The organism is Peribacillus sp. NPDC058075, assembly GCF_042885195.1.
In the GTDB taxonomy this organism is placed as follows: Bacteria; Bacillota; Bacilli; order Bacillales; family DSM-1321; genus Peribacillus.
Genome location: NZ_JBHVSL010000003.1, coordinates 160,836 through 185,195, shown reverse-complemented (window position 1 = coordinate 185,195; position 24,360 = coordinate 160,836). Strand labels below are relative to the sequence as shown.

The window sequence follows — 24,360 nt, the reverse complement described above, 5'->3', positions numbered from 1 at the left end:
GCTTAAGAATTCAAAAATTGGAAGATTAACAAATGGGAGTTTTCCTTGATAATAAAATAAGGGTGAATCCTATATACCTTTATGCATGAAAGAGTCTTAACTTAAATGTTGAGGTCTTTTTTCTTTGTATTGGATACGCAAAAAAGGTTGCTGGAGGACGGCGCTATGGGGATAGGCGTATCACCTTAGAATTACGTAACCAAGGTGCTCGCATGGATGAAACAAGTCCTTCCATTTCATGTTTTAGATAGCGACCCATCTTTTCAGTGGGGGTAAACCTCATGTCTTTCTTGTTTTTTTCCTTCTAAGTACTCTAAATTTTGGTCTGTCGTATATTTAGGAAAAAAACTGCACCTCCAATTGTTAAATGTTGACTAACAATTGGGGTGCAGTTCAAAGACAGCCATTTATTTTTAGTACACGGCTTTTTGTAATTTGTGAATGACCTCAAGTGAAAGTCCAGTTCCGATGGCAACTGATTCAAGCGGGTTATCCGCAAGTCGGACAGGGACGACGATTTCATTCGTCAGCCATTCCTGTACCCCGTTGAGAAGTGCACCCCCGCCGGATAAGATGACACCTTGATCGACGATATCCCCGCTCAATTCAGGAGGACAATCTTCCAAAGTGGCCCTGATTGCTTCCAGTATATGAAGAAGCGATTCCTGGATGGCTTCCTGGACGTCAGTGGATGATATTGTAATTGGCTTTGGAAGACCCGTTACAAGATCGCGGCCTCTGACTTCCATGGTAATCACGGAATGTTCAACGAGTGCGTAGCCGATTTCTTTTTTTATTTCCTCGGCTGTTCTTTCCCCAATCAGCACATTATGTTTTTTTCTGACATATTGGCTGATATCTTCATCCAATTGATCTCCGCCAATTCTGATAGAATTGCAGGAAACGACGCCGCCATAAGAAATGATTGCGACCTCAGTCGTTCCGCCGCCGATATCAACGATGACATTGGCAACGGGCTCTTCGACAGGCAAGCCTGCACCTATTGCTGCTGCTACTGGTTCCTCGATAAGGTGGACCTGTTTCGCTCCGCAGCTTTTGACTGCATCCTGAATGGCCCTTCTCTCAACTGATGTGGAACCTGATGGTGTACAAACCACTACACTAGGTTTGCGAATCGATAATCCTAGGGCCTTACTTGCTTTTTTCATGATTTCCCGAAGCATTTGTGCGGTCACATTAAAATCCGCAATGACACCATCCTTAAGCGGACGTATTGCCACAATATTTCCAGGTGTTTTCCCGATCATGTTTTTTGCATCCACACCGACTGCCAATACTTTATTAGTCTCTATATCAATGGCCACCACAGATGGCTCATTAAATACGATTCCTTTATTTTTACTATAAACTAGCGTATTTGCAGTTCCTAAGTCAATGCCTATTTCTGTATTTGATAACATCTAGTCACCCCTCCATAAGAGTTTGACCCCTATATACTCATTCTACCTTTTATAGCGAATTTGTGGGGGTGGGAAATCTAGTAAATAGTGGAAGTGCCGGGTTGTTCCTTTCATAGAGCGAAAATATGATGAAATATAAAAATGCACTGGTGAGAGAGGCGCGCCAAAAACGGCAAATGTCCAATGGACATCCTGACACTGGAATGGTGAAAACCAGCGTGGATGCAGCTTTGAATACGCCTATTTTATGTTAAGATAAAGAGGAAAATCCGCTTAAATAAAGAAGGTAATATTTGTGAGTGTAAATTTACTCGAGAGTAAGAGTTTTAGAGTCATCTTTACTGCTTTTCTAGCTTTCCTGGGTGGTTATGCGTTTGATAGCCTTGGAATATACCTGCCATGGATGCTTGGACCATTATTCGTCGTGATGATTGCTAAAGTGAAATTAAGGAAGTACTTGTATTGGTCTAAAACCTTTAGAAGTACTGGATTGGTCATTCTAGGTTTACAACTGGGCAGTTCATTCACGAAACAATCTCTAAATGAGATGATTGAATATCTGCCTGTTATGCTTTTTACGACAATTGCAATCATTTCATTTACAGTGTTGACTGGGTGGTTTGTCGGAAAGCGAATGAACTTATCCTTGGGCACATCGATGCTTGGCAGTTTTCCGGGAGGCCTTTCCCAGATGGTGGTCTTAAGTGAGGAGATGAAGGATAGTGATGAAACGGTTGTAGGTTTCATGCAAACACTTCGGGTCATCCTGGTGATATCCATTGTTCCTTGGATTGTGACCCATGTAATGTCAGTTGAATCAGGGGCGGTAATGGCCGTATCGGAGCGGCCGTTTTTCTTATTTGAATATGATGGGAAATTAGCACTCATGATGTTGGTAACATTGTTGATATTCATCTTCATCACAAAGAAAGCGAATTTTCCGCTGCCCTTTTTGCTAGGACCTCTCATGGCCGCAGCACTATTCAATTTAGCGGGCCCAGGTGCCCCGCAGATTCCTGACTTTTGGTTGAACCTGTCGCAATTGTTGATCGGCGCACATTTAGGCTACACATTGAAGGTTGATAACCCCCGACTTTTCAGAAAGATGTTTGGCGCCGTATTCGTCAGTAATGTCCTATTGATTGGATTTTGCTATTATCTTTCCATTCAGTTTGCCCCAATCCTATCTTTACAGGCGAACGAATTATTTTTGAGCATGGCGCCAGGCGGCGTCGCCGAAATGGCAGTCACAGCCATGTCTGTGCATGTGGATTTATCCGTTGTCACAAGCTTTCATTTATTCAGGATCTTATTCATTTTATTTTTTTTGTCACCCATCATAAAATGGCTGGCCGGAAGAAACCACGGGAAACAAAAACAGGGACAAAGCTGACAGGCTTTGTCCTTTTGGCGTTAAGCGGAATTCATGCGTAAAATGCAGAATTCACGAGTAAAGTGCTGAAACTCACGAGTAAAAGTGCGAAACTCACGAGTAAAGTGCTGAAACTCACGAGTAAAAGTGCGAAACTCACGAGTAAACCGCCAAATCACGAGTAAAAGCGCGAAACTCACGAGTAAAAGCGGAAAACTCACGAGTAAAAGTGCGAAATTCACGAGTAAAATGCTGAAACTCACGAGTAAATGCTCCTATTCCAGACGTATTGAGATAATTTCGTACAGAATAGGCTGGTAATTCCATTCTCGAAAGAAGATTGTACCCAAACCTGTGAAATGTACTGTTGATTAAGCTCATCTAGGCAATAAAGTTGGAAGATTTTGTGATGATTTAGTGAAAATTGAATTCGAATAGTAAAATAATCCTCACTTTTTTTGAACTTCATCCGATATAAGGAGGAGACGAGACTTTAAATGAATGGGTGAGTATTATGGATATAACATCAGTTTTGGGCGTAGTTCTGGGTATCGTGGCCATCTTGGTCGGAATGGTGTTGAAAGGCGTTAGTGTAACGGCGCTGATTAACCCCGCGGCTATTTTGATCATTATTGTAGGGACGATAGCTGCTGTCGTAACGGCTTTCCCTTTGTCGGAATTAAAAAGACTACCAAAAATATTCAAGATTTTATTCTTTGAACAAAAATTGACAAAGCCTGAAGATTTAATAAAAACCTTTTCTGAATGGGCGGTCATTGCCAGGAAAGAAGGCTTATTGGCATTGGAAAGCATATCTGATCAAGTGGATAATACTTTTTTGAAAAATGGCTTGAATCTTGCAGTCGAAGGTCAGAGTGCCGATTATATTCGTGATATTTTAGCAGAGGAAATAGATGCGATGGAAGAACGTCATCTAAGCGCGGCAGCGATTTTCAGTCAAGCCGGTACATATGCACCGACGCTGGGTGTATTGGGTGCGGTAATCGGGTTGATTGCTGCATTGGGGAATATGGCCGATACGGAGGCTTTGGGACATGCCATATCTGCCGCGTTCGTCGCAACCTTGATGGGGATTTACACGGGGTATGTGTTATGGCATCCATTTGCCAATAAGCTAAAACGGAAGTCGCAGCAGGAAGTTCGAATCAAAGAAATGATGATAGAAGGTATTTTATCGATCATCGAAGGGGAAGCGCCGCGAACGATTGAACAGAAATTAACATCATATTTGCCTGCTGGAGATCGTAAAAAGTGGTTAGAAGGCGATGTGAGAGAAGATGGCTAGGCGCAAAAAGAAACAAAGGCATGAAGAGCATATCGATGAATCATGGCTGGTTCCCTACGCCGATATCTTAACATTGCTTCTCGCGCTTTTTATCGTCTTGTTCGCTTCAAGTTCGGTTGATGCAGTAAGGTTCCAGCAGTTGTCCAATGTATTTAACCAGGTTTTTACAAGCGGAACGGGTTTTATGGAGTTTCCAAGTGATTCCCCCAGCAATGAGCCAACGTCACCAGAACAAAGAACAGGTGCGGAAGATCTTGAGAAGCTAGGGAAAAACGAGCAAGAAGAACTTACGGAAGTTCAGGAGCGGGTAAATGCCTACATCCAAAAGAATGATTTAACGGATAAATTGGGAACGAACCTTACGGATGAAGGCATGTTGATTTCAATTAGGGAAAACGTGCTGTTCGAATCGGGTGTGGCTGAGGTGAGAAGTGAAAATCGAAAAATCGCCAAGGAAATCTCGGATTTGCTGGTGATGGATTTACCCAGAAACATTATCGTAAGCGGACATACCGATAATATTCCTATAAAGAATCACCAGTATGAATCCAACTGGGATCTGAGCGTGATGCGATCTGTGAATTTTATGAAACTTCTCCTCGAAAATAAAGAGTTGGATCCTGAAATGTTCAGCGCTAAAGGACATGGGGAATTCAAGCCGGTTGCTTCCAATGAAACGAAAAAAGGAAGGGCGAAAAACCGGAGAGTTGAAATCCTGATTGTTCCACGGACAGCAATAAATGAGTGAAAACCTGTCAGGAATGGACGGGTTTTTCTTTTTAAGGAGAATATATGGAAAGAGAATATACAAATGTGATGGAAGAAATTGTCGTGACTTGGGTGCAGGTTTTAATGTCAGGTATGGAATACCAAACATTTTGTTCATGCGGTAAATGTAAAAATGACATCATTACATTATCATTGAATAACCTGCCTAATTACTATGTAACCACGGAAGAAGGGCGGAAACGGATATTTGGAAATTTGAATACAGAAGAAAACAGGAAATGGATCAATAAAAGAATCATCAATGCGATACACGTTGTTGGCCAGTATCCTAAACATTGATTTGCTTTGGGAGTAGGCTAAATAAAGCACTAACGTTAATTATGTGTTTTATTTATGGTGGCAGAGGGAACATAAATAAAGTGCAAGTAGTTTCATTCGATCAAAAATTGAGGAGATGAATGATTATGGGTAAAAATATCGCATGTGTAGTAACGAATATGTTTGAGGACTCGGAGTATAGTGAACCGGCAAGGGCATTTGAAGAAGCCGGCCATACGGTAACGACGATTGAAATGATAAAAGGGAAAACTGTTAAAGGGAAGCAGGGGGAGGTAGAAGTCGAGATTGATGAAAGCATCGACTCAGTGAAACCGGAAAATTTCGATGCATTATTCATCCCCGGTGGGTTCTCGCCTGATCAGCTGCGTGCTGACGAACGCTTCGTATCTTTCGCCAAATCGTTCATGGATGATAAAAAGCCTGTATTTGCGATCTGTCATGGACCGCAATTGCTGATTACAGCCAAAACACTTGAAGGTCGCCACGCAACAGGATATACATCCATTAAAGTCGATATGGAGTATGCAGGTGCCACATATTTGGACAAGGAGGTCGTGGTTTGCGGCAACCAGCTTGTAACCAGCAGGACACCTGAAGATCTTCCAGCATTTAACCGTGAATCGCTCAATCTATTGAAATAATGAAAAATCCCGGCAGCTGCCGGGATTTTTCTTTTAAAGGATTCATATACTTCCATCTTTACAGTAAAATAAAAGGAGAGACGAAATAAAAAGGAAGTGTCACGATTGATCGTATTAAAATCTGCACGTGAAATTCAAGCGATGCATGAATCGGGTAAAATTTTGGCAGCTTGTCATAGGGAGATTGCTAAGTTGATTGTTCCTGGGGTGACAACATGGGAAATTGAAGAATTTGTTGAAGGATTCTTAAAAAAACATGGTGCGAAGCCGGAACAAAAGGGTTACAAAGGTTATGAGTATGCGACATGTGCCAGCATCAATGAAGAAATCTGTCATGGTTTCCCACGGAAGACCCCTTTGAAAAATGGAGATATCGTAACGATTGATATGGTCGTCAATTATAACGGGGCCCTGGCCGATTCAGCTTGGACGTATACGGTCGGTAAGGTTTCAAAGGAAACCGAGCATCTGGTTCATGTGACGAAGGAATCTTTATATAAGGCGATTGAAGTATGTGTGGAAGGCAATCGGATTGGAGATATTGGTCATGCCATACAAACATATGTCGAGGCGGAGGGCTTCTCTGTCGTTCGTGATTTCATCGGCCACGGGATAGGAAGTGTCATTCATGAAGAGCCGCAAGTTCCGCATTATGGACTTCCGAATAAAGGTCCGCGTCTTAAGGAAGGCATGGTATTCACCATCGAGCCAATGGTAAACGTAGGTACATATAAAGCAAGCCGGGATCCGAATGGATGGACGGCATCCACTGCAGATGGGAAATACTCGGCTCAATATGAGCATACGATTGCCATTACGAAAAACGGTCCGCTTATTCTGACCGAACAATGAACATGAAAAAACAGCATCGATTATGATGCTGTTTTTTCATGTTAATCAATTGGCCGTTCCAATGAATACAAATCTTCTTCGATATTTCCTAATCTGTCCTCCATGACTTTTTTAGCATCTTTGATACCTTCATTATAAATATATGGAGCAATATTTTCGAAAATGAACTGCAAGTGATTCTCAGCAGCGATTTCTCCGATTTCCTTGCCATGTTCCTGATATACATATTCTTGGATACTTTCGATCATCTTGCGGCGTTTTTCTATGGGAAATTGAATGAACATTGTGCCCTCCTTCATATTTGTTCTAAAAACCATTTAATGAATGAATCCGAATCCAAAGGGAAGACGGGTACAGAAGCATGATTCCTGGTTCGTTCCAGGCATGCGGGCCAAGCTACCGCTGCTTTGACATTAGTAAGCCGTTCCAATAACACCAGGTCACTTTCTTCCTTGATTAAAATGACCTTAGGAAAGTCCTCTTGCTTATAACCCTCAATTAAAATCACATCAGGGAGAAATAGACACAGTAATTGAATCAGCTCAGTTATAGGGGCTTTCCCCTTGAAATTGCCGAGCAGCTCGATTGTTCCATCACCTTCAACAAGAGAAGCTGCGGCCCCAGCTTGAAAGTGTTTATTGGAATCCTTCATACCGTTGACATCCGGTTTTCCGCCATGTCCATGATGTTTTAAAACGGCTGTCTCCAATTTGGCTTTGCGAAGCTTTTCGATAATATTCGTTATGAAGGTCGTTTTTCCTCTATTTTGGTAGCCAACCACCTGAAAAATAAAAGGCTTCACCAAGGCCATTTGCATCCTTCTTGGTCTTCAAGGAGCAGGATGTCCACGAGATCTCCCGTTTGGAAACCACGGGTCCCTCCAGGTAAAACGGTCAGTGAATTGGCACCTGCCAAGCTTGTTGTAATATTGGATTTATCTACACCGCTAGGAATTACCTTCAACTGGCCGGATTCGTAAAATAATCGGGTCCGAAGCAGACGTGAGAATGGATTCGGTTTTAAGAAGTCTTCTGCCAATTTGGCCGTCTCTTTTCGTAAATGCGGAAGTTCCGAAAACAGCATGGTGCGGATGATTGGTCTTGCAAATAGTTCAAAGCCGACATAACTGGCGGAAGGATTGCCGGATAAACCGAATAAAAATTTGTTATTGTATACCGCTACGGTCGTCACGCTGCCGGGGCGCATTGCCACTTTGTTGAATAAGACTTCAGCACCCATTTTTTGATAAATATCCGGGAGAAGGTCAAAATCTCCGACAGAAACCCCTCCAGTTGTAATGAGCAAATCAACTTCCTCCAAGGCAGTTGAAATGGCCTCGTAGCTTAATTCGAATTCGTCCTTAAGCTTTCCATAAAAGCGGACTTCTCCTCCGGCCCTCCGAATTTGGGCGGAGATGGCATGTGAATTGCTGTTGCGGATTTTCCCAGGCTGCAACGGTTCGTTAACATCAAGGAGTTCCGAACCCGTAGCGAATAATCCGACGACAGGTTTCTTGGCAACTGGGACTTCGGCATATCCGAATGTTGCCAGCAAGCCAATGATCCCAGGATTGATCGCTGTTCCTTTTTTTACAAGAACATCGCCTTTCCTTGCATCCTCTCCTTGAAAAGAAACATTTTCGCCTTCTCTAAGTGAGCGTTTAAATGATATGTACTTCTTTCCGTCCTTTTCGAATTCCTTTGTGAGCTCGAGCATGATTACGGCATCACACTCAGCTGGCATCTGAGCTCCAGTCATGATTCTCGCCACTTGATTTTTTTGTACAGGGATAGTCGATACCATCCCCGCAGCAAGCTCTTCAACCACTTCGAACTCAAGAGGGTTATTTATGGAACCCTCTGCCGTATCCTTGGACCTGAGGGCGAACCCATCATATGGAGAGCGGTTAAAATGCGGAACATCATTTGTAGCTACAATATCTTGAGCCAAAAACCGGTCTTGGCTTTCCTCGAGGGGAATCAGTTCCGCATGTCCTATTAATTTATGCTTCATCACTTTTTCCACTGCTTCTGCAATACTTATGGGTGTTCTTCTTTCTACCATGCTTACAACTCCTGTCGGGTTTCAATTTCTATATCAAATGTATCAGAATTATTTTATAAATGAAAAAAATCCTCACCGGTATGGGAGGATTTGAATGTTACTTATTACGCAGTCTTCCAAGTTCTTCGGCGATCGCTTCCATTTCACGGACACTGAAATTCGTTTTTTTCATCACCATTGTATAAATATCGTGCAGCTCTTCATACATTTCGATATCAAAATGGGTTGATTTGATTGCACCGAAGTTCATCACTTTTAATTTATCCTTGATTGCTTCGATCATAAACTCGACACTTTCGGCTGTGTTTTGCGTTAAATCCATTTCCTTCATCCTTTCATACATTCCTAAATTATTTTCATCTTTGCATGATTACCGCTGGAAGTCAATGAATATTACGAAGCTTGATCCCCAATATACTTGGTCATCTTCACGTTTTAAACGGAGGGAGTTTGGGAAAAGATAGGAAAAAACTTTTTTAAACATTGTATAATGGAGATAGCTACCAATATCCATCAACCAATATATGACGAGGAGGAGAATATATGAGCAACATTCGAGAAGAATATAAGTGTGACAAGAAAAGTAAATTTATGCAAGCGGTCTTTATTGGGGCGTTAGCAGGGGCTGCGATAAGCCTATTTGACAAGGATACGCGTTATTCTGTATTGGAAAACAGTAAAAGCTGTATGAGTAATATGAAGGAATTCGTGAAGAATCCCAATGGGGTGCTTACACAAGTACGTGAAACATCATCCAAGGTCCGTTCCACTGTTGAAAAAATTTCCGATGATGTATCCTTCATTTCCCAAAAGGTGGAGGAAATGAAAGATATTCCATCGCAAGTTGCCCAAGTGGTGATGGAGACAAAGGAAGTTTTTGCTGCAGAGCAAGATGAGTCATCTTCAAGTCACCATGAACGGTCCTTAAATTAGAAAATGGGGTGGAGGTATGGCCAATAAAAAAGAATGGCTGAAAGGCTCATTTTTCAAGGCTTTCATAAAACGGTTACAGATGGATGATGTGTCGGGGCTTGCCGCACAGCTGTCTTATTTCTTCTTACTTTCCCTGTTTCCGTTACTTATTTTTTTATTCACTTTATTGGCCTATCTGCCATTTTCCCAAGAAGATATATTAAATACCGTCCGTACATATGCGCCTGACGATTCGATGAAAATCATTGAGGCCAACTTATCTGAAGTAATGGAAGCGAATGGGACTTTATTGTCGATTGGTGTCATCGGAACGATATGGTCGGCATCGAATGGGATGAATGCAATCATTAAAGCATTTAACCATGCATACGATGTAAAAGAAAGTCGAACTTTCTTTATTTCCCGGGGAATGTCGATACTTCTCACTTTAGCGATGATTTTTGTTTTTATTGTCGTTTTATTGCTGCCGGTATTCGGAAAACAGATAGGAGTATTCCTATTTGCCGAAATAGGACAATCCGATGAGTTTCTTACGATTTGGAACCAGCTTCGCTGGGTGATCAGTACGCTTGTATTTTTAATTGTGTTCACTATCCTTTATTGGATTGCCCCCAACGTAAAGCTGAAATGCATAACCGTACTGCCCGGTGCTATTTTTGCAACGGCAGGATGGAGTCTTGTTTCCTTTTTGTTTTCTTTTTATGTGGAGAACTTTGCTAATTATTCCGCAACATATGGAAGTCTTGGAGGAATCATCGTATTAATGGTCTGGTTTTATTTATCGGGGCTCATCATCATATTGGGCGGGGAAATAAATGCGCTCATAAGTGAAAGGCAAAAACCAGAATGTGCATGAGCTTCCTGGAGTTCCCGTAATAGCGGACAATCATGCTGCAGATACTATTCAAGAAATAACAACTTTTGAAGAGGAGGAGTTCTTTCATGAGTAAAAAGGATGGCAGCACAAAGCAAAAAGGAAAAAATAAAGGTTCGAACCATAAAACATCAGGTTCTGCAAATGGTAAGAACGGATATCACTAAATGAAACGATCATAAAAAAAGGGAGCCTTGGAGGGCTCCTTTTTCATGCTTAGTTTCTCAAAAGTCTTAAGCTGTTCAGTATAACGAGAATTGTGCTTCCTTCATGTCCAATGACGCCGTATGGAAGGTCAAGGAATTGGAAGAAATTGGATGCGATCAGGATCATGATGACCGAAATTGAAAAGATGACGTTTTGTTTGATGATTCGATTCATCTTCTTGGATAATTTTACTGCTTCCGCGATACGCGGCAGGTCATTCTTCATCAGAACAACATCCGCTGTCTCCAAGGCAACATCCGTGCCTTCACCCATTGCAATTCCCACAGATGCTGTTGCTAGTGCAGGTGCATCATTGATGCCATCCCCAACCATTGCTACAGTGCCAAAATGTTCTTTCAGCCTTTTCACTTCAGTGACTTTGGTTTCTGGCAGGCATTCGGCAATATATGCATCAATATGGCTTTCAGACGCTATCGCTTTAGCCGTTTTTTCACCATCGCCTGTCAGCATGACAGTATGGATGCCCTCATTTTTCAAGGCTTCGATGGCTGTAATGGTTTCTTCACGCACGACATCCTTCAAAGTGAGAATACCGGCAATCCCTTGATCATCCTTTGCATAAACGATTGTCTTACCTTGTTCAGCCAATGTCAGTGCAATGCCATTTTGAAATCGTTCTGCTTCACTGCGACCGACGAAATCAGCTTTTCCGACTTTCCAAAGCACGCCATTGATGTATGCTTGAACCCCATTGCCTGAGATATCTTCCATGTTATCCGGTTTAATGATGTCTCTTTGCAATTTTGTTTTGGCATAACGTACGATCGATGTTGCCAAAGGGTGGTTGGAATAATTTTCAACAGATGCAATATGAAATAAGAAATCATCTTCGTTTAAATCTTTGCGGATAATGACATCCGTTACTTCCGGTTTTCCTTTTGTCAATGTACCGGTTTTATCTAAAGCAATTGCCTGCAGGTTACCTAAATTCTCAAGATGGACGCCGCCTTTAAATAAAATGCCATGACGAGCACCATTTGAAATGGCAGAAAGCGTAGCTGGCATAATAGAGGCCACAAGTGCGCAAGGAGAAGCGACAACGAGCAGGATCATCGCTCTGTAAAATGTTTCGGTCCAGCTCCACCCCAATATGAAATGGGGTACGAACATCATCAAACCGACAACGGTCAATACCACTTTTACATAAGTCCCTTCAAACCGTTCAATGAACAGCTGGGAAGGGGACTTTTCACTTTGTGCGGATTGAACGAGCGTGATTATTTTTTGAAATAATGTTTCACTTGCTGGTTTGGTGATTTCCACGGTAATCGTACCACGGAGATTAACAGTTCCGGCAAATACTTCATCATCCAATGATTTGCTGACCGGTATGGATTCACCAGTGATGGCGGCTTCATCGATATTGGTTCGGCCGTCCGTGATTTTTCCATCTGAAGGAACTCTCTCACCTGGTTTCACTAAAATGAGATCTCCGACATGCAGCTGTGAAACGGATACGGTTTCCTCATATCCATTAGTGATGCGCAGTGCTTCCTCAGGCTGTAAGTCCATAAGTGCCGAAATTTCTTTATGGCTTTTATTCATCGTGTATGTCTCAAGGGCACCGCTTAAAGCGAAGATGAAAATCAATATGGCACCTTCCGTCCAGTATCCGATGACCGCAGAACCAATTGCCGCAAAAATCATCAGCATCTCAACATTCAATTCCCGGTCGGCTATCGTATCTTCAATTCCTTCTTTTGCCTTGGCATATCCGCCAATCAAGAAAGAAGCCAAGTATATGACGATGGAAGTGGACTCCATTCCGTTCTTTGAAAGGACCCAGCCCAACAAGATTAATAAACCGCTGAATAATGCAGCAATAAGTTCTAGATGAGGTTTTGCTTTTTCCAACCAAGTGGTTTTGCATGTAGCCGGTTGGGTTAAATGTTTAGTATCTGAAGTCATAAGATTCCCTCCCACATTCTTCTCTATTTTGTGTAAATGATATAGATTATCATTTGTTCGATATCTAATTGAGAAAGATAATCAACGTCATTTCTCTGGATAAAATATGAAAGCTGCCACCGTAATTGCGATGACAGCAATGTTTTCAAAGGTTTTTAAACGTAATGTCCCTTTTGTTATTATTATAATACCACATAACCTAATTAGAAATAAAGAAGAATGATTCTAATCTAGTAAAAAATATAAAGTATCTCCTATCCAATAAAAAGTCTATTGATAAAAACAGTTCAAATTGAAAAATAAAAGAAGTAGTCCAGATAAAAAACTATACTACATAACTGAAGCAGGCATTTTTTCCTTAAACAAGGCCAATGATATGAAGACAAGGATAAGCATGATACTGATCATATAGAAAAAGTTCCCTCCATCAATGTGTTCTATAACCAGGCCGCCAAAAAACGGTCCGCCGATGCTGCCGAGGCTAAAGAAAATACTGCATAATAAATTTCCAGCAGGTAATAGGTTGCGAGGCAAAAGGTCTGCCATATAACTGATTCCCAGCGAGAAAGTCGAACCAACCATCATTCCACCAAACATAAAGCAAATGAATAGACCAAGCACCGAATAAGAATAAATCCCTGCAAGAGTGAATATGGCAAACCCTGAAAAAAGTATCGTCAGCAAGGTCTTTCGCCGGCCAAAACGGTCACTTATCATCCCTAAGGGAATCTGGGTAAGCAGGGTCCCCGCGGAAAATGCCGGAATGATGATGGATACTGCGGTTAAATCGATTCCGGAGCGCAGGGCGAATACGGGAAAATTACTATTCAATGATGCTTCAAGCACGCCAAATGTGAACGGAAGTAAAAAAGCGACCCAAGCTATGCGGCTAACTTTCGTAAACCTTTTGAGTGTGCCAAGAAATGATGTGCTTTCAGAATCATCCTGTTCAGGAAGCTCATTTCCAATAAGGAAAACAGTGGACCAAGCTAGAAGACTAAGTATGGATGTGATGATGAAAGGCAAAGACTGATTAATCTCGAGAAGCTTCGTCATCATTGGGCCAACCATGAAGCCAAGACTGAAGAAAAGTCCATAAATGGCAAGATTCCTTCCGCGCTTCGTTTTTGGTGAAATGGCAGTGATCCATGTCTGGGTTGCAAAGTGAAGTGTATGATCGCCAATTCCAATGAAGAAACGCAGGACGAACCAAAACCAGAATGATTTCCAAACAGGAAATAAGGCAAGCGATAGAATGACCGTTATCCCGCCAAATAATATCAATGGCTTATAGCCGTATTTACGGAGCGGGGCTTCCATAAAAGGGGAAATCAACAGAATTCCAATATAAAGCGAGGCTGCATGAAACCCGTTTAGGGATGAGCTAATTCCGTCATTTTCAAAAATGATGGCTATGATCGGCAGAAGCATCCCTTGAGAAAACCCCGATATGCCGACAATTAAGATTAAAACGCTAAAAAGCAATTTATTATTCATAAAATCATGTCTCCTAAGAAATGTATGCCTTCTTGATGTTACATCTTAGGAAGAGGATTAAGCAATAGAAATTTGGGTAAATATTGACAAGAAAAGAGAGGATGATAAAATTTTCCTTTGTCATCGCCGGAAGATTATGTATGATAGTTTTTGTTACATAATAAGAACTATAGGATTGTGAGGAGAAGTATCGTGAATAAAATATTTTTTGGGCTTGTCCTGTTAGGCGTCCCTATATCAGTCATTGGGTCATTATTGCATTGGCCGAGTGTCATCATGTTCATCGTATATTGCTTAACCATCGTCGCGCTAGCAGGATTCATGGGCCGTGCGACTGAAAGCTTAGCGATCGTTATGGGACCAAGGATTGGCGGTCTCTTGAATGCAACCTTTGGAAATGCAGTGGAATTGATCATATCCATCTTTTCATTAAAGGCGGGGCTTGTGGGGGTCGTGTTGGCTTCTTTGACTGGTTCCGTATTAGGAAACTTATTGTTGGTGGCAGGACTTTCATTCTTTGTCGGAGGGACTAAATACAAAAGGCAGAAATTTAATGTATTCGATGCGAGGCATAATGCCGGTCTATTGATTTTTGCAGTTATTGTAGCCTTCGTCATACCTGAAGTATTCACACAAGATATGAGTGAATCAAGCACGATGTCGTTAAGTGTAGGAATTTCCATTATATTGATCTTATTATATCTAGCTGCATTATTCTTTAAATTGGTTACTCACCGAGGTGTATATCAGCATACGGAGAAATCCGAGGAACATGGAGAGGAAGTACCGGAGTGGAGCAAGAAAAAGGCAATTATAATACTTGCTGTCGCTACATTGGCCGTTGCGTATGTATCGGAGAAACTTGTTCATACGTTCAGTGAAGTGGGGGAAACCTTTGGATGGTCTGAGTTATTCATCGGTGTCATTATCGTTGCAATCGTGGGGAACGCGGCAGAGCATGCGTCAGCCGTCATAATGGCCTATAAAAACAAAATGGATGTCGCAGTGGAGATTGCCGTTGGTTCCACGCTTCAAGTAGCGATGTTCGTTGCTCCTGTACTCGTACTTATCTCATTAATGTATCCAACGCATATGCCGCTTGTTTTCACAATGCCAGAACTGATATCAATGGGTACAGCTGTCTTTCTGATGATCATGATTTCGAATGACGGGGAAACGAACTGGTTTGAAGGCCTTACCTTATTGGCCGCTTACTTCATTATGGGAATTGGATTTTACTTATTATAAGAAATGCAGGCCTTCCGATGCGGGAGGTCTTTCTTTTTATATAACTGAAAAATAAAAATGACTCTGCTCAGGTTAGATTTAGCAGAGTCATTTCTATATTAGTAAATTACCATTCATAAGTTGTTCCAAAATTTTTCATCATGCTTTTGTAAAAGTTGAGAAAATATTCTAGAGTGTCACACCATCCTTTTACATCAGATTTAAGTATTGGCGAATTCGTTTTCTGTCATCCTTTAAAAGGGCGTCATGGATTGTTCGATAAGCATACCTCCTGAAGGTTTAATAGGTATGAACGATTTTCGCCTCCTTTTTATAATGTAAAATAAGTATAACCGATTTAAATAAAAAAGTAAATATTCTGAACTTTACAAATTTATTACAAAATCGAAATAAGAATGAAATGTATAGAATGTTGGCTAAAAACAAAATCTATAACAAAATGATTGAACCCCTCAAAAGGAGTGCGACAGCATGAGAAGAACAATTCTTGTTACGATGATTGCCCTGATTGCCTTCATTCAGGCGAATGTAAGTTTTGCAGCTGATATTCCAGAAGGCAAAGCAAATCCGAATAAGGTGAATATCCCACCTTCCGTTTTGAATATTGCAAAGGAGAATACGTATCCGAACCCAACCCAGGATCTTCCAATGTTGCAACCGAGTAAGCTTGCTGAACAATTGATCGATTCGTCGGATATCAAGATTGAAAATCCAGAACTCATCCATATGTTGAATGAATCGGCAATTGCGAAAGCTCCGCTTGCCTTTGGTTACAGGGCGACGATTTACCTTGGCCATTGGGCATTGAATTATGAGTCTTCGGAAACGGCGCCAAACTGGGAATACCAAAAAATCAATACGAATTACTACGATAATCGCGGCGGTGAGGTTCCATACAGGATCCGTTATGTCCAGGAAAGTCAGAAGGCAGTGAGTGGCGGTCTTACAGCAAAAATCCCTAAGGCAGAGGATGTTCAAAAGATGATGCTGTTAAAAGCCACTGAGAAAACGAATTTGCCATTGGCTTTTGAAACGATCATTGGAGCTGGTACGAAAAAAGATGAAGTATACAATGTTGCTTCTAATAGGATAGGTTACTTATCCAGTTATGCTTCCGCCGTCAATGAAAAAGGGAAGGTCACATATGGGGAAGTGTATTTGAACCTAAAAGGAAATAAAAGAACCATTACGATAAAGAACATCACTTCACAAGGCATCGGTGCATGGATACCGGTTCAGGACCATGTTTCCTTCAGCTTCACAGTCTCTCAGCAACCTAGGTAAATTGAAAAACTCGCCGGATTGGCGAGTTTTTTCTTCATATCGATGATTTCCTGATCCTAAAGTCATCCTTCGGGTAGTATGCATTTTTGACGAGAACATTGGGGCCTAGACATTTGACTGCCGGGCAGTGGCAATTCAATTCATTGGCCAGTTTCGAATTCATCCATGTTTCATAGGATTCGGTCAAGGGCTGGTCTTTGATATTCCCTAATGTAGGTGCGTCCCCAAAATCGGTCACGATCACTTCCCCTGTGAAAATATTGATGTTCAACCGGGAACGTCCATCCGGGTCATTACGAACCGTCACTTTATGTGAACCATATAGGCGTTGAAGCAGCTTTATATCCTCTTTATTGTTATTACAAGGATAAAATGGCAGGGTACCGAAAAGCATCCAAACATTTTCATCACGGATATCAAGCAAATGATGAATCGCTTCACGCATTTTGTCCAATGATAAAGTTTCAAGTGCCGAAGCGAAATCGCTTGGATACATAGGATGAATTTCATGCCTTTGACATCCCATTTCATCGACGATCTGTCTGTGAATATGCTCAAGATGCGGCAATGTCCGTTTATTAAGCATCGTTTCTGCAGAAACCAGCACACCAGCCTTTGTCAGGGCCCGGGAATTTTCGATCATTTTATCAAATAATTTCTTTCGCTGTTCCCGAGATGGTTTTCGGTCCATCATGGCAAAGCCGATATCAATGAATTCATCGATTGTTCCCCAGTTATGGGAAATGTGCAAAACATCCAAATAAGGAATGATTTCCTCATACCGTTCCAGGTCAAGGGTCAAATTGGAATTGATTTGTGTCCGGACCCCGCGGCTACGGGCATATTTCAATAGAGGCAAAACATAATTCTTCACTTGTTTTCTTGAAAGCATCGGCTCCCCGCCAGTGATGCTAAGCGAGCGAAGCAAAGGAATCTCTTCGAGTCGCTGAATCAGTAATTCCAGTGGAAGTGCATCCGGGTCCTTGGGCTGGAGTGTGTAACCGACGGCACAATGCTCACAACGCATATTGCAAAGGGTGGTGGTGGTGAACTCCACATTGGTAAGGCTGAGTTTTCCATATTGTTCAACGTCCATATATGCTTCCCAAGGGTCATACTTGGGTGAAATTGGTGTTAAAAGATCTTGCTTGATTATTGACATATTTAAAACTCCTTACGTAATAATGCACTAACCCATTATGAACAATGGGGACAAAAATTGTCAAATGGCGGAGAGCTGCATTTATAGCTTGCCATTGCACTTTCAAGCAGATTTCGTTACGATGAAAGAAGAACGGAAGGAGAGTGCCTCATGGGAAAATCCATTACAGGTAAAAACGAACAATTAACATACTTAAAAGAACGCCTCACGATGTTCATGGAAGTTCTTGATCATATCGAACCGGAAAATACGGAGTTGGAAGATATAGACCGCTTAATCGGCATGTTAGATGATTTGGAAGGCAAAGTGGAACAATTCAAAACACGCGAAGACTAATATCTGTTTCGATAGTATGATTTTTTCAATGTTAATATTCATGAAGGATGACGGGAAAACTTCGTCATCCTTTTTTGATGGAAATGATTGGTGATTAAATTTAACTCATGGGCTATTTCTGGCTCTTAGCTCATTTCTCTCGAAATTGCTTTTCATTATGAAAAATAATTACTTGTTTTCGAAAGATTATGTTAGATGTATAATAAAACGGGTGTTATATCATTCGCTATTTATAGAGAAGCAGGGAAATGATTAAATCTAATCTAGGGGAAATAAGAGGGGGAAGAGAAATTTGGATATTCAAAAATTCCAAGAAAGTATGTACAGTCTAATCGTTGAAACTTCAACGAATCTTCCAAAGGATGTTCGTCGTGCGGTCAAAAGTGCAAAACAACGTGAAAATGCAGGTACTCGTTCTGCATTGAGCCTGACCACCATCACGAATAATATAACAATGGCTGACGACAATGTATCACCGATTTGTCAGGATACTGGTCTGCCGACTTTCAAAATAAAAACTCCAGTTGGCGTGAACCAACTTGAAATAAAAGAAGCAATCCGAAATGCAATCATATTAGCGACTAAAGGCGGAAAGCTTCGTCCAAACGCCGTTGACTCTTTATCGGGTGAAAATAGCGGGGATAACCTTGGGGAAGGTCTTCCAGTCATGAAATTCGATCAATGGGAAAAAGACTATATTGATGTCCGTCTCATCTTAAAAGGCGGCGGCTGTGAAAATAAAAACATCCAATACAGTCTGCCTATGGAGCTTGAAGGATTGGGAAAAGCGGGCCGTGATTTGGACGGGATCCGTAAATGTGTCCTTCACTCTGTGTACCAAGCTCAAGGACAAGGCTGCAGTGCAGGCTTCATCGGAGTAGGTATCGGAGGGGACCGTTCATCCGGATACGATTTGGCAAAGGCTCAACTTTTCCGCAGTAATGAAGATGTGAATCCGAATGAGGATCTTCGTAAACTTGAAGATTACATCATGGAGACAGCCAATGAATTGGGAATCGGCACGATGGGCTTTGGCGGGGAAACCACGCTGCTTGGCTGTAAGATCGGCGTCATGCACCGTATTCCGGCAAGCTTTTTCGTATCCGTTGCTTACAACTGCTGGGCTTTCCGCCGTTTAGGAGTGAAAGTGAATCCAGAAACAGGCGATATTAATGAATGGTTATATCAAGATGGTGAGAAAATCGACTTTGCTCTAGAAGCAGAAAAGGCCGCAAAGGAAGAAGTGGCAGCAGCTGTAGAAACAGACGTTGAAGCTTCCCGTGAAATCACCCTGCAAGCACCAATTACGGAAGAACAAATCCGTGAATTGAAAGTTGGGGACGTAGTCCATATTAACGGTAGAATGTATACCGGCCGTGACGCAATCCACAAGCACTTGTCTGAAAACCCAGCACCAATCGATCTTGATGGACAAATCATCTATCACTGTGGACCAGTTATGCTGAAGGACGAAGAAGGTAAATGGCATGTGAAGGCTGCGGGACCAACTACAAGTATTCGTGAAGAACCGTACCAAGGCGATATCATGAAACGATTTGGCATCCGTGCAGTTATCGGTAAAGGCGGAATGGGGCCAAAAACACTAGAAGCCCTAAGCGAACACGGTGGCGTTTATCTAAACGCGATCGGCGGAGCTGCTCAATATTATGCAGACTGCATTAAATCTGTCGAAGGTGTAAACTTCACTGAATTTGGTATTCCAGAAGCAATGTGGCATCTGAACGTTGAAGGATTTACAGCTGTGGTTACCATGGATTCACATGGAAACAGCCTGCATAAAGATGTTCAGCAATCTTCATTGGAAAAACTTGCTCAATTCAAAGATCCAGTATTTAAATAATAGTAAGGAAAAAGACGCTCACCAATTGGTTGAGCGTCTTTTTTATCCTTAATCCTCTATATCCGGCAATGGATCAATCCTTGATGCATCCTCTAAATTCAATCCACTTTTTACAAAATGAACAAACACTCCAGCACCTAAACCAAGACAACCAATAAAACCTATGGTTATTATCCATTCCAGCATCGGATTCGCCCCCTTGCTAATGTATATGAAAAAAAAGGCGATAATTACCTCAAAAAAGTACAATCTTTTGGAAAGGTCGCACATACATTAGAAGAGAAAGGGGGGATTTTCATGCAGAATAACTACTTCTTATTCTTTATGGCCATGCTAACTGGTTTTGCTTTCATCAAACTTCCTGTGGCAAACACGATTTTCTCCGGACTTGAAACATTCCTTGACGTAATCGGAATTGTAATCGTTCTCATTTTCGCTATCGCCATTATTTGGAAGGCGGCACAAGCGTTATTTAAAGGATAAACAAAACATGGAGGGCCGATCCTTTTCGGAGGAGAGGTCCTTTTTTGCGTCGGATTATAGATACGAATTCGGCCTCCGGAGCGTTAATTTGATCCAGAGCGAAATTTTATTCGACCGACGTCGGCAATAATTCGACCCATGGAGGGGAAATTCGACCAACGTCGGCAGTAATTCGACCCACGGAGGGGAAATTCGACCAACGTCGGCAGTAATTCGACCCACGGAGGGGAAATTCGACCGTCATTGGCAATAATTCGACCCACGCGGCGAAAAATTCGACCGACGTCGGCAATAATTCGACCCACGGAGGGGAAATGGCCGTTATTGGCAGTAATTCGACCCATGGAGGGGAAATTCGACCGACGTCAGCAGTAATTCGACCCACGGAGCGAAAAATCGACCGACGTCGTCGGTAATTCGACCTTCGGAGCGAAAAATCGACCGACGTCGGCAATAATTCGACCTTCGGAGGGGAAATTCGACCGTCGTCGGCAATAATTCGACCTTCGGAGCGAAAATTCGACCTACGCGGCGAAAAATTCGACCTTCACAATATCATGCATATAAATCTCCATGTTCCAAACAATAAGAAAAAAGGACATGGGGGATATTCCAATGAAAAAAATGGTGATTTTATCCGCTTTTATTTGCTTGATATGCTCTTTGGCAAGCCCGGCTTTTGCAGAATCCTATAACTGGGGTTTCAATAAAGGAAAAAATGGGACACCTGCCGATGCCGGTAAAAAATTCAATGAAATGCTGCCTGAATATGAAGCGATTTATAAGGGGGATACAAAGAAGAAAGTCGTTTATTTAACATTTGATAACGGTTATGAAAATGGCTATACGGCTCAAATTTTAGATGTTCTGAAGAAACATCGTGCTCCTGGAACTTTTTTTGTTACGGGGCATTATTTAAAAACGGCACCTGAGCTTGTTGTCCGTATGGCTAATGAGGGGCATATCGTTGGAAACCATTCATGGAACCATCCGGATATGACCAGCGTGACGGACGATGTGATTCGCACGGAGCTTGAGAGGGTAAAAGAAGCAACGGAAAAATTAACGGGGCAAAAGGGAATGAACTATTTAAGGCCGCCTCGTGGGGTATTTAATGAGAGAACAATGAGGATTGCACAAAAAGAGGGGTATTACCACATCTTCTGGTCACTGGCATATAGAGACTGGATTGTTGATCAACAAAAGGGTGCTGCGTTCGCACACGATGAAGTGCTTAAGCAGATTCATCCAGGTGCGATTTTATTATTGCATACCGTATCGAAGGATAATGCGGAAGCATTGGACTCGATTCTGACGGATCTTGAAAAACAAGGGTACGCTTTCGGTAGCCTTGATGATTTAATGATTGAGAAGCAGTTGCCGAACCGAATGCTTTATTAAATGAGAAGCGGGTCCTGAAGAGATAATTCAGGTCCCGCTTTTTTCCATTCTCCTCAAATTCAAGTAATATTTCAGGAAACATGCTATAATACGTGGAAAACTGCTAAAGGATGGATCGCTTGTGTGGACAGAAAGATTACAGGTTCAAGGACCCTATAATTTCGATCTAGTTCTCGAACGATTATCGTTAGACCCACTTCAGGTAGTTGATTTTACTAACAGGACGGTAAAAGTTCCGCTATATATAGAAAAAGAGCCAATTGTTTTGCAGGTTCAGGCAATAGGAAATATCGATGAACCATCTTTTATCATCAAAGGTCATTCAGAGGTATACAAGTCAAAAGCAATCGAACGGTTAAAAAAGGTTTTTCATTGGCATCAGCCATTAGAAGGCGTTTCCCGGCATTTCCGGGAATCCGATTTGCGGAAAATCTTCGAAGAACACCGCGGTACTGCCATAGTCTTGGACTTCGATTACTACAGTTGCCTCGTCAAATGCATCATACATCAGCAATTGAACTTATCCTTTGCCCATACGCTTACGGAACGATTCGTTAAAACCTTCGGCTACCAGATGGAAGGTGCCTGGTTTTATCCGACGCCGGAAACAACCGCCCAACTTAAAATCGAGCAATTGAGGGCCATTCAATTCAGCGGGCGGAAAGCGGAATATGTCATCGGACTTTCCGAGCAGATCACTCAGGGCCATCTCGACCTTGATATAATGGAAAGGCTATCCGATCAAGAGGTTATGGATACACTAATAAAAATACGCGGTATCGGTAGATGGACGGCTGAAAACTTCCTGCTTTTTGGACTTGGCCGGCCGAACCTATTTCCTAAAGCCGATATTGGCATTCAAAATGCCTTGAAAATATTATATGGCTTACCGCAAAAGCCAACCCAAGAAGAAATGGAGTCCTATAGTGAGAAATGGGCTCCATATCTAAGCTACGCTTCCCTCTATTTGTGGAGAAGCATTGAAAAACGGAGTGAAAAGAAATGACAAACATTCAAGATACAAAACTGGAAGTGAACCAAACCCTTCCCCTTACGATTAAAAGGCTTGGCATTAATGGAGAGGGAGTCGGTTATTTCAAAAAGAAAGTCGTCTTCGTTCCAGGAGCATTGCCTGGTGAAGAAATTGTAGCTTTGGTCACAAAGGTGCAGCCAAACTTCACCGAGGCGAAAATAAAAACCATCCGTAAAGAATCACCGCATCGCATTGCAGCGCCATGTCCGGTTTACGCTGAATGCGGCGGATGTCAGTTACAGCATTTAAGCTATGACCAGCAGCTTATCGAAAAGCGTGATATCGTCATTCAAGCGATGGAGCGCCATTCAAAATTACCGGTTTCTTCATTAAATGTAAAAGAAACGATTGGTATGGAAGATCCTTGGAATTACCGAAATAAAAGTCAGTACCAAGTCGGCCAAAAAGATGGTAAATTGATTGCTGGCCTTTACGGCTTGAATTCCCATAATCTGATTGATATCCCGAATTGCCTTGTACAGCATAAGGCAACAAATAAGGTAACACGTACAGTGAAAAAGATATTAAAGAACCTGAACATCTCGATATATAACGAAAGAAAAAGAAAAGGTGTTATTCGTACGGTCATTACACGGGTAGGCTTTGAAACAGGTGAAGTGCAGGTTGTCCTTGTTACAGGTGCAGAGGAAATTCCACAAAAAGATCAGCTGCTTAAACAAATACGTGACCAATTGCCTGAAGTGAAATCGGTCGTTCAAAATATTAACAACCAAAACACGTCGCTGATCTTTGGCGAAAAAACGATTCACCTGGCAGGCGAAAAAGTCATCAACGAAACATTGGGTGACCTATCATATGAACTTTCAGCCCGTACATTCTTCCAGCTTAATCCGGTCCAAACTGTTCGCTTATATGATGAAGTGAAAAAAGCAGCAGCTTTAACCGGCACAGAAAAAGTCGTTGACGCTTATTGCGGCGTTGGAACCATTGGACTATGGCTGTCTGAAAATGCCAAGGAAGTCAGAGGAATGGACGTCATTAAAGAATCGATTGAGGACGCCAAGAAAAATGCCAAAAAACATAATCGCAACAATGTATACTATGAAACAGGCAAAGCCGAGAATATCCTTCCACGCTGGACGAAAGAAGGCTGGAAACCGGACGTGCTGGTCGTCGACCCGCCAAGATCTGGCTGTGACCAATCCTTACTTCAAACAATCTTGAAAGTTAAACCAAAAACCATTGTGTACGTATCTTGCAATCCGTCTACTTTGGCGAAGGACCTCCAAGAATTGAGCGCATTATACGAAGTAAAATCCATGCAGCCTGTGGATATGTTCCCGCAGACGAGCCATGTGGAGTGTGTCTCGCAACTCATTTTAAAAGAAGGCAACTAACGAATCGCTAGTTGCTTTTGTATAGAGATT

The 24,360-nt window shown here is 42.0% G+C and carries 26 protein-coding genes; 16 read left to right on the top strand and 10 right to left on the bottom strand.

The window, feature by feature from the left end:
• Positions 1–413 precede the first annotated feature (413 nt).
• Positions 414–1,421, bottom strand: coding sequence for a rod-share determining protein MreBH (mreBH, locus tag ACFVS1_RS21645; RefSeq protein ID WP_352925044.1), 1,008 nt, complete (start codon positions 1,419–1,421; stop codon positions 414–416).
• A gap of 295 nt (positions 1,422–1,716) precedes the next feature.
• On the opposite strand from mreBH, the gene ACFVS1_RS21640 reads away from it, so the two are divergent.
• Positions 1,717–2,814 carry an AbrB family transcriptional regulator gene (locus ACFVS1_RS21640; protein ID WP_387550364.1) on the top strand — a complete coding sequence of 366 codons (1,098 nt, stop codon included), beginning with the start codon at positions 1,717–1,719 and terminating at the stop codon, positions 2,812–2,814.
• A 20-nt stretch (positions 2,815–2,834) separates the two neighbouring features.
• Here ACFVS1_RS21640 and ACFVS1_RS21635 read toward each other — a convergent pair whose 3' ends face one another.
• Positions 2,835–3,056 carry a hypothetical protein gene (locus tag ACFVS1_RS21635; RefSeq protein WP_387550362.1) on the bottom strand — a complete coding sequence of 74 codons (222 nt, stop codon included), beginning with the start codon at positions 3,054–3,056 and terminating at the stop codon, positions 2,835–2,837.
• A gap of 251 nt (positions 3,057–3,307) precedes the next feature.
• Between ACFVS1_RS21635 and motA the strand changes: the two genes are divergently transcribed.
• The 5 genes from motA to map all read left to right on the top strand — a co-directional run bounded on the left by motA (position 3,308) and on the right by map (position 6,660).
• Complete coding sequence (gene motA / locus ACFVS1_RS21630; RefSeq protein ID WP_101224885.1) at positions 3,308–4,099, top strand: flagellar motor stator protein MotA; 792 nt, start codon at positions 3,308–3,310, stop codon at positions 4,097–4,099.
• On the top strand, positions 4,092–4,847 hold the full coding sequence (motB, locus tag ACFVS1_RS21625; protein ID WP_241590007.1) for a flagellar motor protein MotB: 756 nt from the start codon (positions 4,092–4,094) through the stop codon (positions 4,845–4,847). The genes motA and motB overlap by 8 nt, the downstream gene beginning before the upstream one ends.
• Before the next feature lie 44 nt (positions 4,848–4,891).
• Complete coding sequence (locus ACFVS1_RS21620; protein ID WP_230177842.1) at positions 4,892–5,167, top strand: late competence development ComFB family protein; 276 nt, start codon at positions 4,892–4,894, stop codon at positions 5,165–5,167.
• 125 nt (positions 5,168–5,292) lie between these two features.
• Complete coding sequence (locus ACFVS1_RS21615) at positions 5,293–5,808, top strand: type 1 glutamine amidotransferase domain-containing protein (protein WP_350301150.1); 516 nt, start codon at positions 5,293–5,295, stop codon at positions 5,806–5,808.
• Between the two features lie 105 nt (positions 5,809–5,913).
• Positions 5,914–6,660, top strand: a complete 747-nt coding sequence (map, locus tag ACFVS1_RS21610; RefSeq protein WP_101224883.1) for a type I methionyl aminopeptidase — start codon at positions 5,914–5,916, stop codon at positions 6,658–6,660.
• 41 nt (positions 6,661–6,701) lie between these two features.
• On the opposite strand, the gene ACFVS1_RS21605 is transcribed toward map, so the two are convergent.
• The 4 genes from ACFVS1_RS21605 to ACFVS1_RS21590 form a co-directional block, all read right to left on the bottom strand.
• Positions 6,702–6,944, bottom strand: coding sequence for a DUF2164 domain-containing protein (locus ACFVS1_RS21605; protein WP_352925040.1), 243 nt, complete (start codon positions 6,942–6,944; stop codon positions 6,702–6,704).
• A gap of 11 nt (positions 6,945–6,955) precedes the next feature.
• Positions 6,956–7,471: a molybdopterin-guanine dinucleotide biosynthesis protein B gene (gene mobB, locus ACFVS1_RS21600; protein WP_352925039.1), complete on the bottom strand. Its 516-nt coding sequence runs from the start codon at positions 7,469–7,471 to the stop codon at positions 6,956–6,958.
• Positions 7,459–8,724 (bottom strand): molybdopterin molybdotransferase MoeA, encoded by a 1,266-nt coding sequence (locus ACFVS1_RS21595; RefSeq protein ID WP_387550357.1) that lies wholly within the window; start codon positions 8,722–8,724, stop codon positions 7,459–7,461. Before ACFVS1_RS21595 ends, mobB begins: the two co-directional genes overlap by 13 nt.
• A gap of 97 nt (positions 8,725–8,821) precedes the next feature.
• Positions 8,822–9,046, bottom strand: coding sequence for a DUF1128 domain-containing protein (locus tag ACFVS1_RS21590; RefSeq protein ID WP_034305672.1), 225 nt, complete (start codon positions 9,044–9,046; stop codon positions 8,822–8,824).
• Between the two features lie 221 nt (positions 9,047–9,267).
• On the opposite strand from ACFVS1_RS21590, the gene ACFVS1_RS21585 reads away from it, so the two are divergent.
• Together ACFVS1_RS21585 and ACFVS1_RS21580 are read left to right on the top strand one after the other, a co-directional pair.
• A complete protein-coding gene (locus ACFVS1_RS21585; RefSeq protein ID WP_352925036.1) occupies positions 9,268–9,657 on the top strand; it encodes a YtxH domain-containing protein in 390 nt (129 codons plus the stop codon).
• Positions 9,658–9,673: 16 nt separating this feature from the next.
• Positions 9,674–10,513 (top strand): YihY/virulence factor BrkB family protein, encoded by an 840-nt coding sequence (locus ACFVS1_RS21580; RefSeq protein WP_352925035.1) that lies wholly within the window; start codon positions 9,674–9,676, stop codon positions 10,511–10,513.
• 234 nt (positions 10,514–10,747) lie between these two features.
• Here the strand turns inward: ACFVS1_RS21580 and ACFVS1_RS21575 are convergent, their stop codons facing one another.
• Both ACFVS1_RS21575 and ACFVS1_RS21570 read right to left on the bottom strand, forming a co-directional pair.
• Positions 10,748–12,667, bottom strand: a complete 1,920-nt coding sequence (locus tag ACFVS1_RS21575) for a heavy metal translocating P-type ATPase (RefSeq protein WP_387550354.1) — start codon at positions 12,665–12,667, stop codon at positions 10,748–10,750.
• Between the two features lie 330 nt (positions 12,668–12,997).
• Positions 12,998–14,164 (bottom strand): MFS transporter, encoded by a 1,167-nt coding sequence (locus ACFVS1_RS21570; RefSeq protein ID WP_352925033.1) that lies wholly within the window; start codon positions 14,162–14,164, stop codon positions 12,998–13,000.
• Positions 14,165–14,353: 189 nt separating this feature from the next.
• On the opposite strand from ACFVS1_RS21570, the gene cax reads away from it, so the two are divergent.
• Both cax and ACFVS1_RS21560 read left to right on the top strand, forming a co-directional pair.
• Positions 14,354–15,412, top strand: coding sequence for a calcium/proton exchanger (cax, locus tag ACFVS1_RS21565; RefSeq protein WP_387550668.1), 1,059 nt, complete (start codon positions 14,354–14,356; stop codon positions 15,410–15,412).
• Positions 15,413–15,883: 471 nt separating this feature from the next.
• On the top strand, positions 15,884–16,696 hold the full coding sequence (locus ACFVS1_RS21560) for a YfkD famly protein (RefSeq protein ID WP_387550352.1): 813 nt from the start codon (positions 15,884–15,886) through the stop codon (positions 16,694–16,696).
• Between the two features lie 34 nt (positions 16,697–16,730).
• On the opposite strand, the gene yfkAB is transcribed toward ACFVS1_RS21560, so the two are convergent.
• Positions 16,731–17,858, bottom strand: coding sequence for a radical SAM/CxCxxxxC motif protein YfkAB (yfkAB, locus tag ACFVS1_RS21555; RefSeq protein ID WP_352925031.1), 1,128 nt, complete (start codon positions 17,856–17,858; stop codon positions 16,731–16,733).
• Positions 17,859–18,008: 150 nt separating this feature from the next.
• Here yfkAB and ACFVS1_RS21550 point away from each other — a divergent pair, with 150 nt between their 5' ends.
• Together ACFVS1_RS21550 and ACFVS1_RS21545 are read left to right on the top strand one after the other, a co-directional pair.
• Entirely contained in the window at positions 18,009–18,194 is a 186-nt protein-coding gene (locus ACFVS1_RS21550) for an SE1561 family protein (RefSeq protein ID WP_101224874.1), read from the top strand.
• Positions 18,195–18,486: 292 nt separating this feature from the next.
• The gene (locus ACFVS1_RS21545; protein ID WP_387550349.1) at positions 18,487–20,055 is read left to right on the top strand and encodes a fumarate hydratase; all 1,569 of its coding nucleotides are present in this window, start codon (positions 18,487–18,489) and stop codon (positions 20,053–20,055) included.
• A 48-nt stretch (positions 20,056–20,103) separates the two neighbouring features.
• On the opposite strand, the gene ACFVS1_RS21540 is transcribed toward ACFVS1_RS21545, so the two are convergent.
• On the bottom strand, positions 20,104–20,241 hold the full coding sequence (locus ACFVS1_RS21540; protein ID WP_352925029.1) for a hypothetical protein: 138 nt from the start codon (positions 20,239–20,241) through the stop codon (positions 20,104–20,106).
• A gap of 111 nt (positions 20,242–20,352) precedes the next feature.
• Between ACFVS1_RS21540 and ACFVS1_RS21535 the strand changes: the two genes are divergently transcribed.
• From ACFVS1_RS21535 to rlmD, 4 genes are all read left to right on the top strand, one after another.
• Complete coding sequence (locus tag ACFVS1_RS21535) at positions 20,353–20,538, top strand: hypothetical protein (RefSeq protein WP_101224872.1); 186 nt, start codon at positions 20,353–20,355, stop codon at positions 20,536–20,538.
• A 615-nt stretch (positions 20,539–21,153) separates the two neighbouring features.
• A complete protein-coding gene (pdaA, locus tag ACFVS1_RS21530; protein ID WP_387550346.1) occupies positions 21,154–21,939 on the top strand; it encodes a delta-lactam-biosynthetic de-N-acetylase in 786 nt (261 codons plus the stop codon).
• Positions 21,940–22,060: 121 nt separating this feature from the next.
• Positions 22,061–22,945 (top strand): DNA-3-methyladenine glycosylase family protein, encoded by an 885-nt coding sequence (locus tag ACFVS1_RS21525; protein ID WP_387550344.1) that lies wholly within the window; start codon positions 22,061–22,063, stop codon positions 22,943–22,945.
• On the top strand, positions 22,942–24,330 hold the full coding sequence (gene rlmD / locus ACFVS1_RS21520) for a 23S rRNA (uracil(1939)-C(5))-methyltransferase RlmD (RefSeq protein WP_387550342.1): 1,389 nt from the start codon (positions 22,942–22,944) through the stop codon (positions 24,328–24,330). Before ACFVS1_RS21525 ends, rlmD begins: the two co-directional genes overlap by 4 nt.
• Positions 24,331–24,360 lie beyond the last annotated feature (30 nt).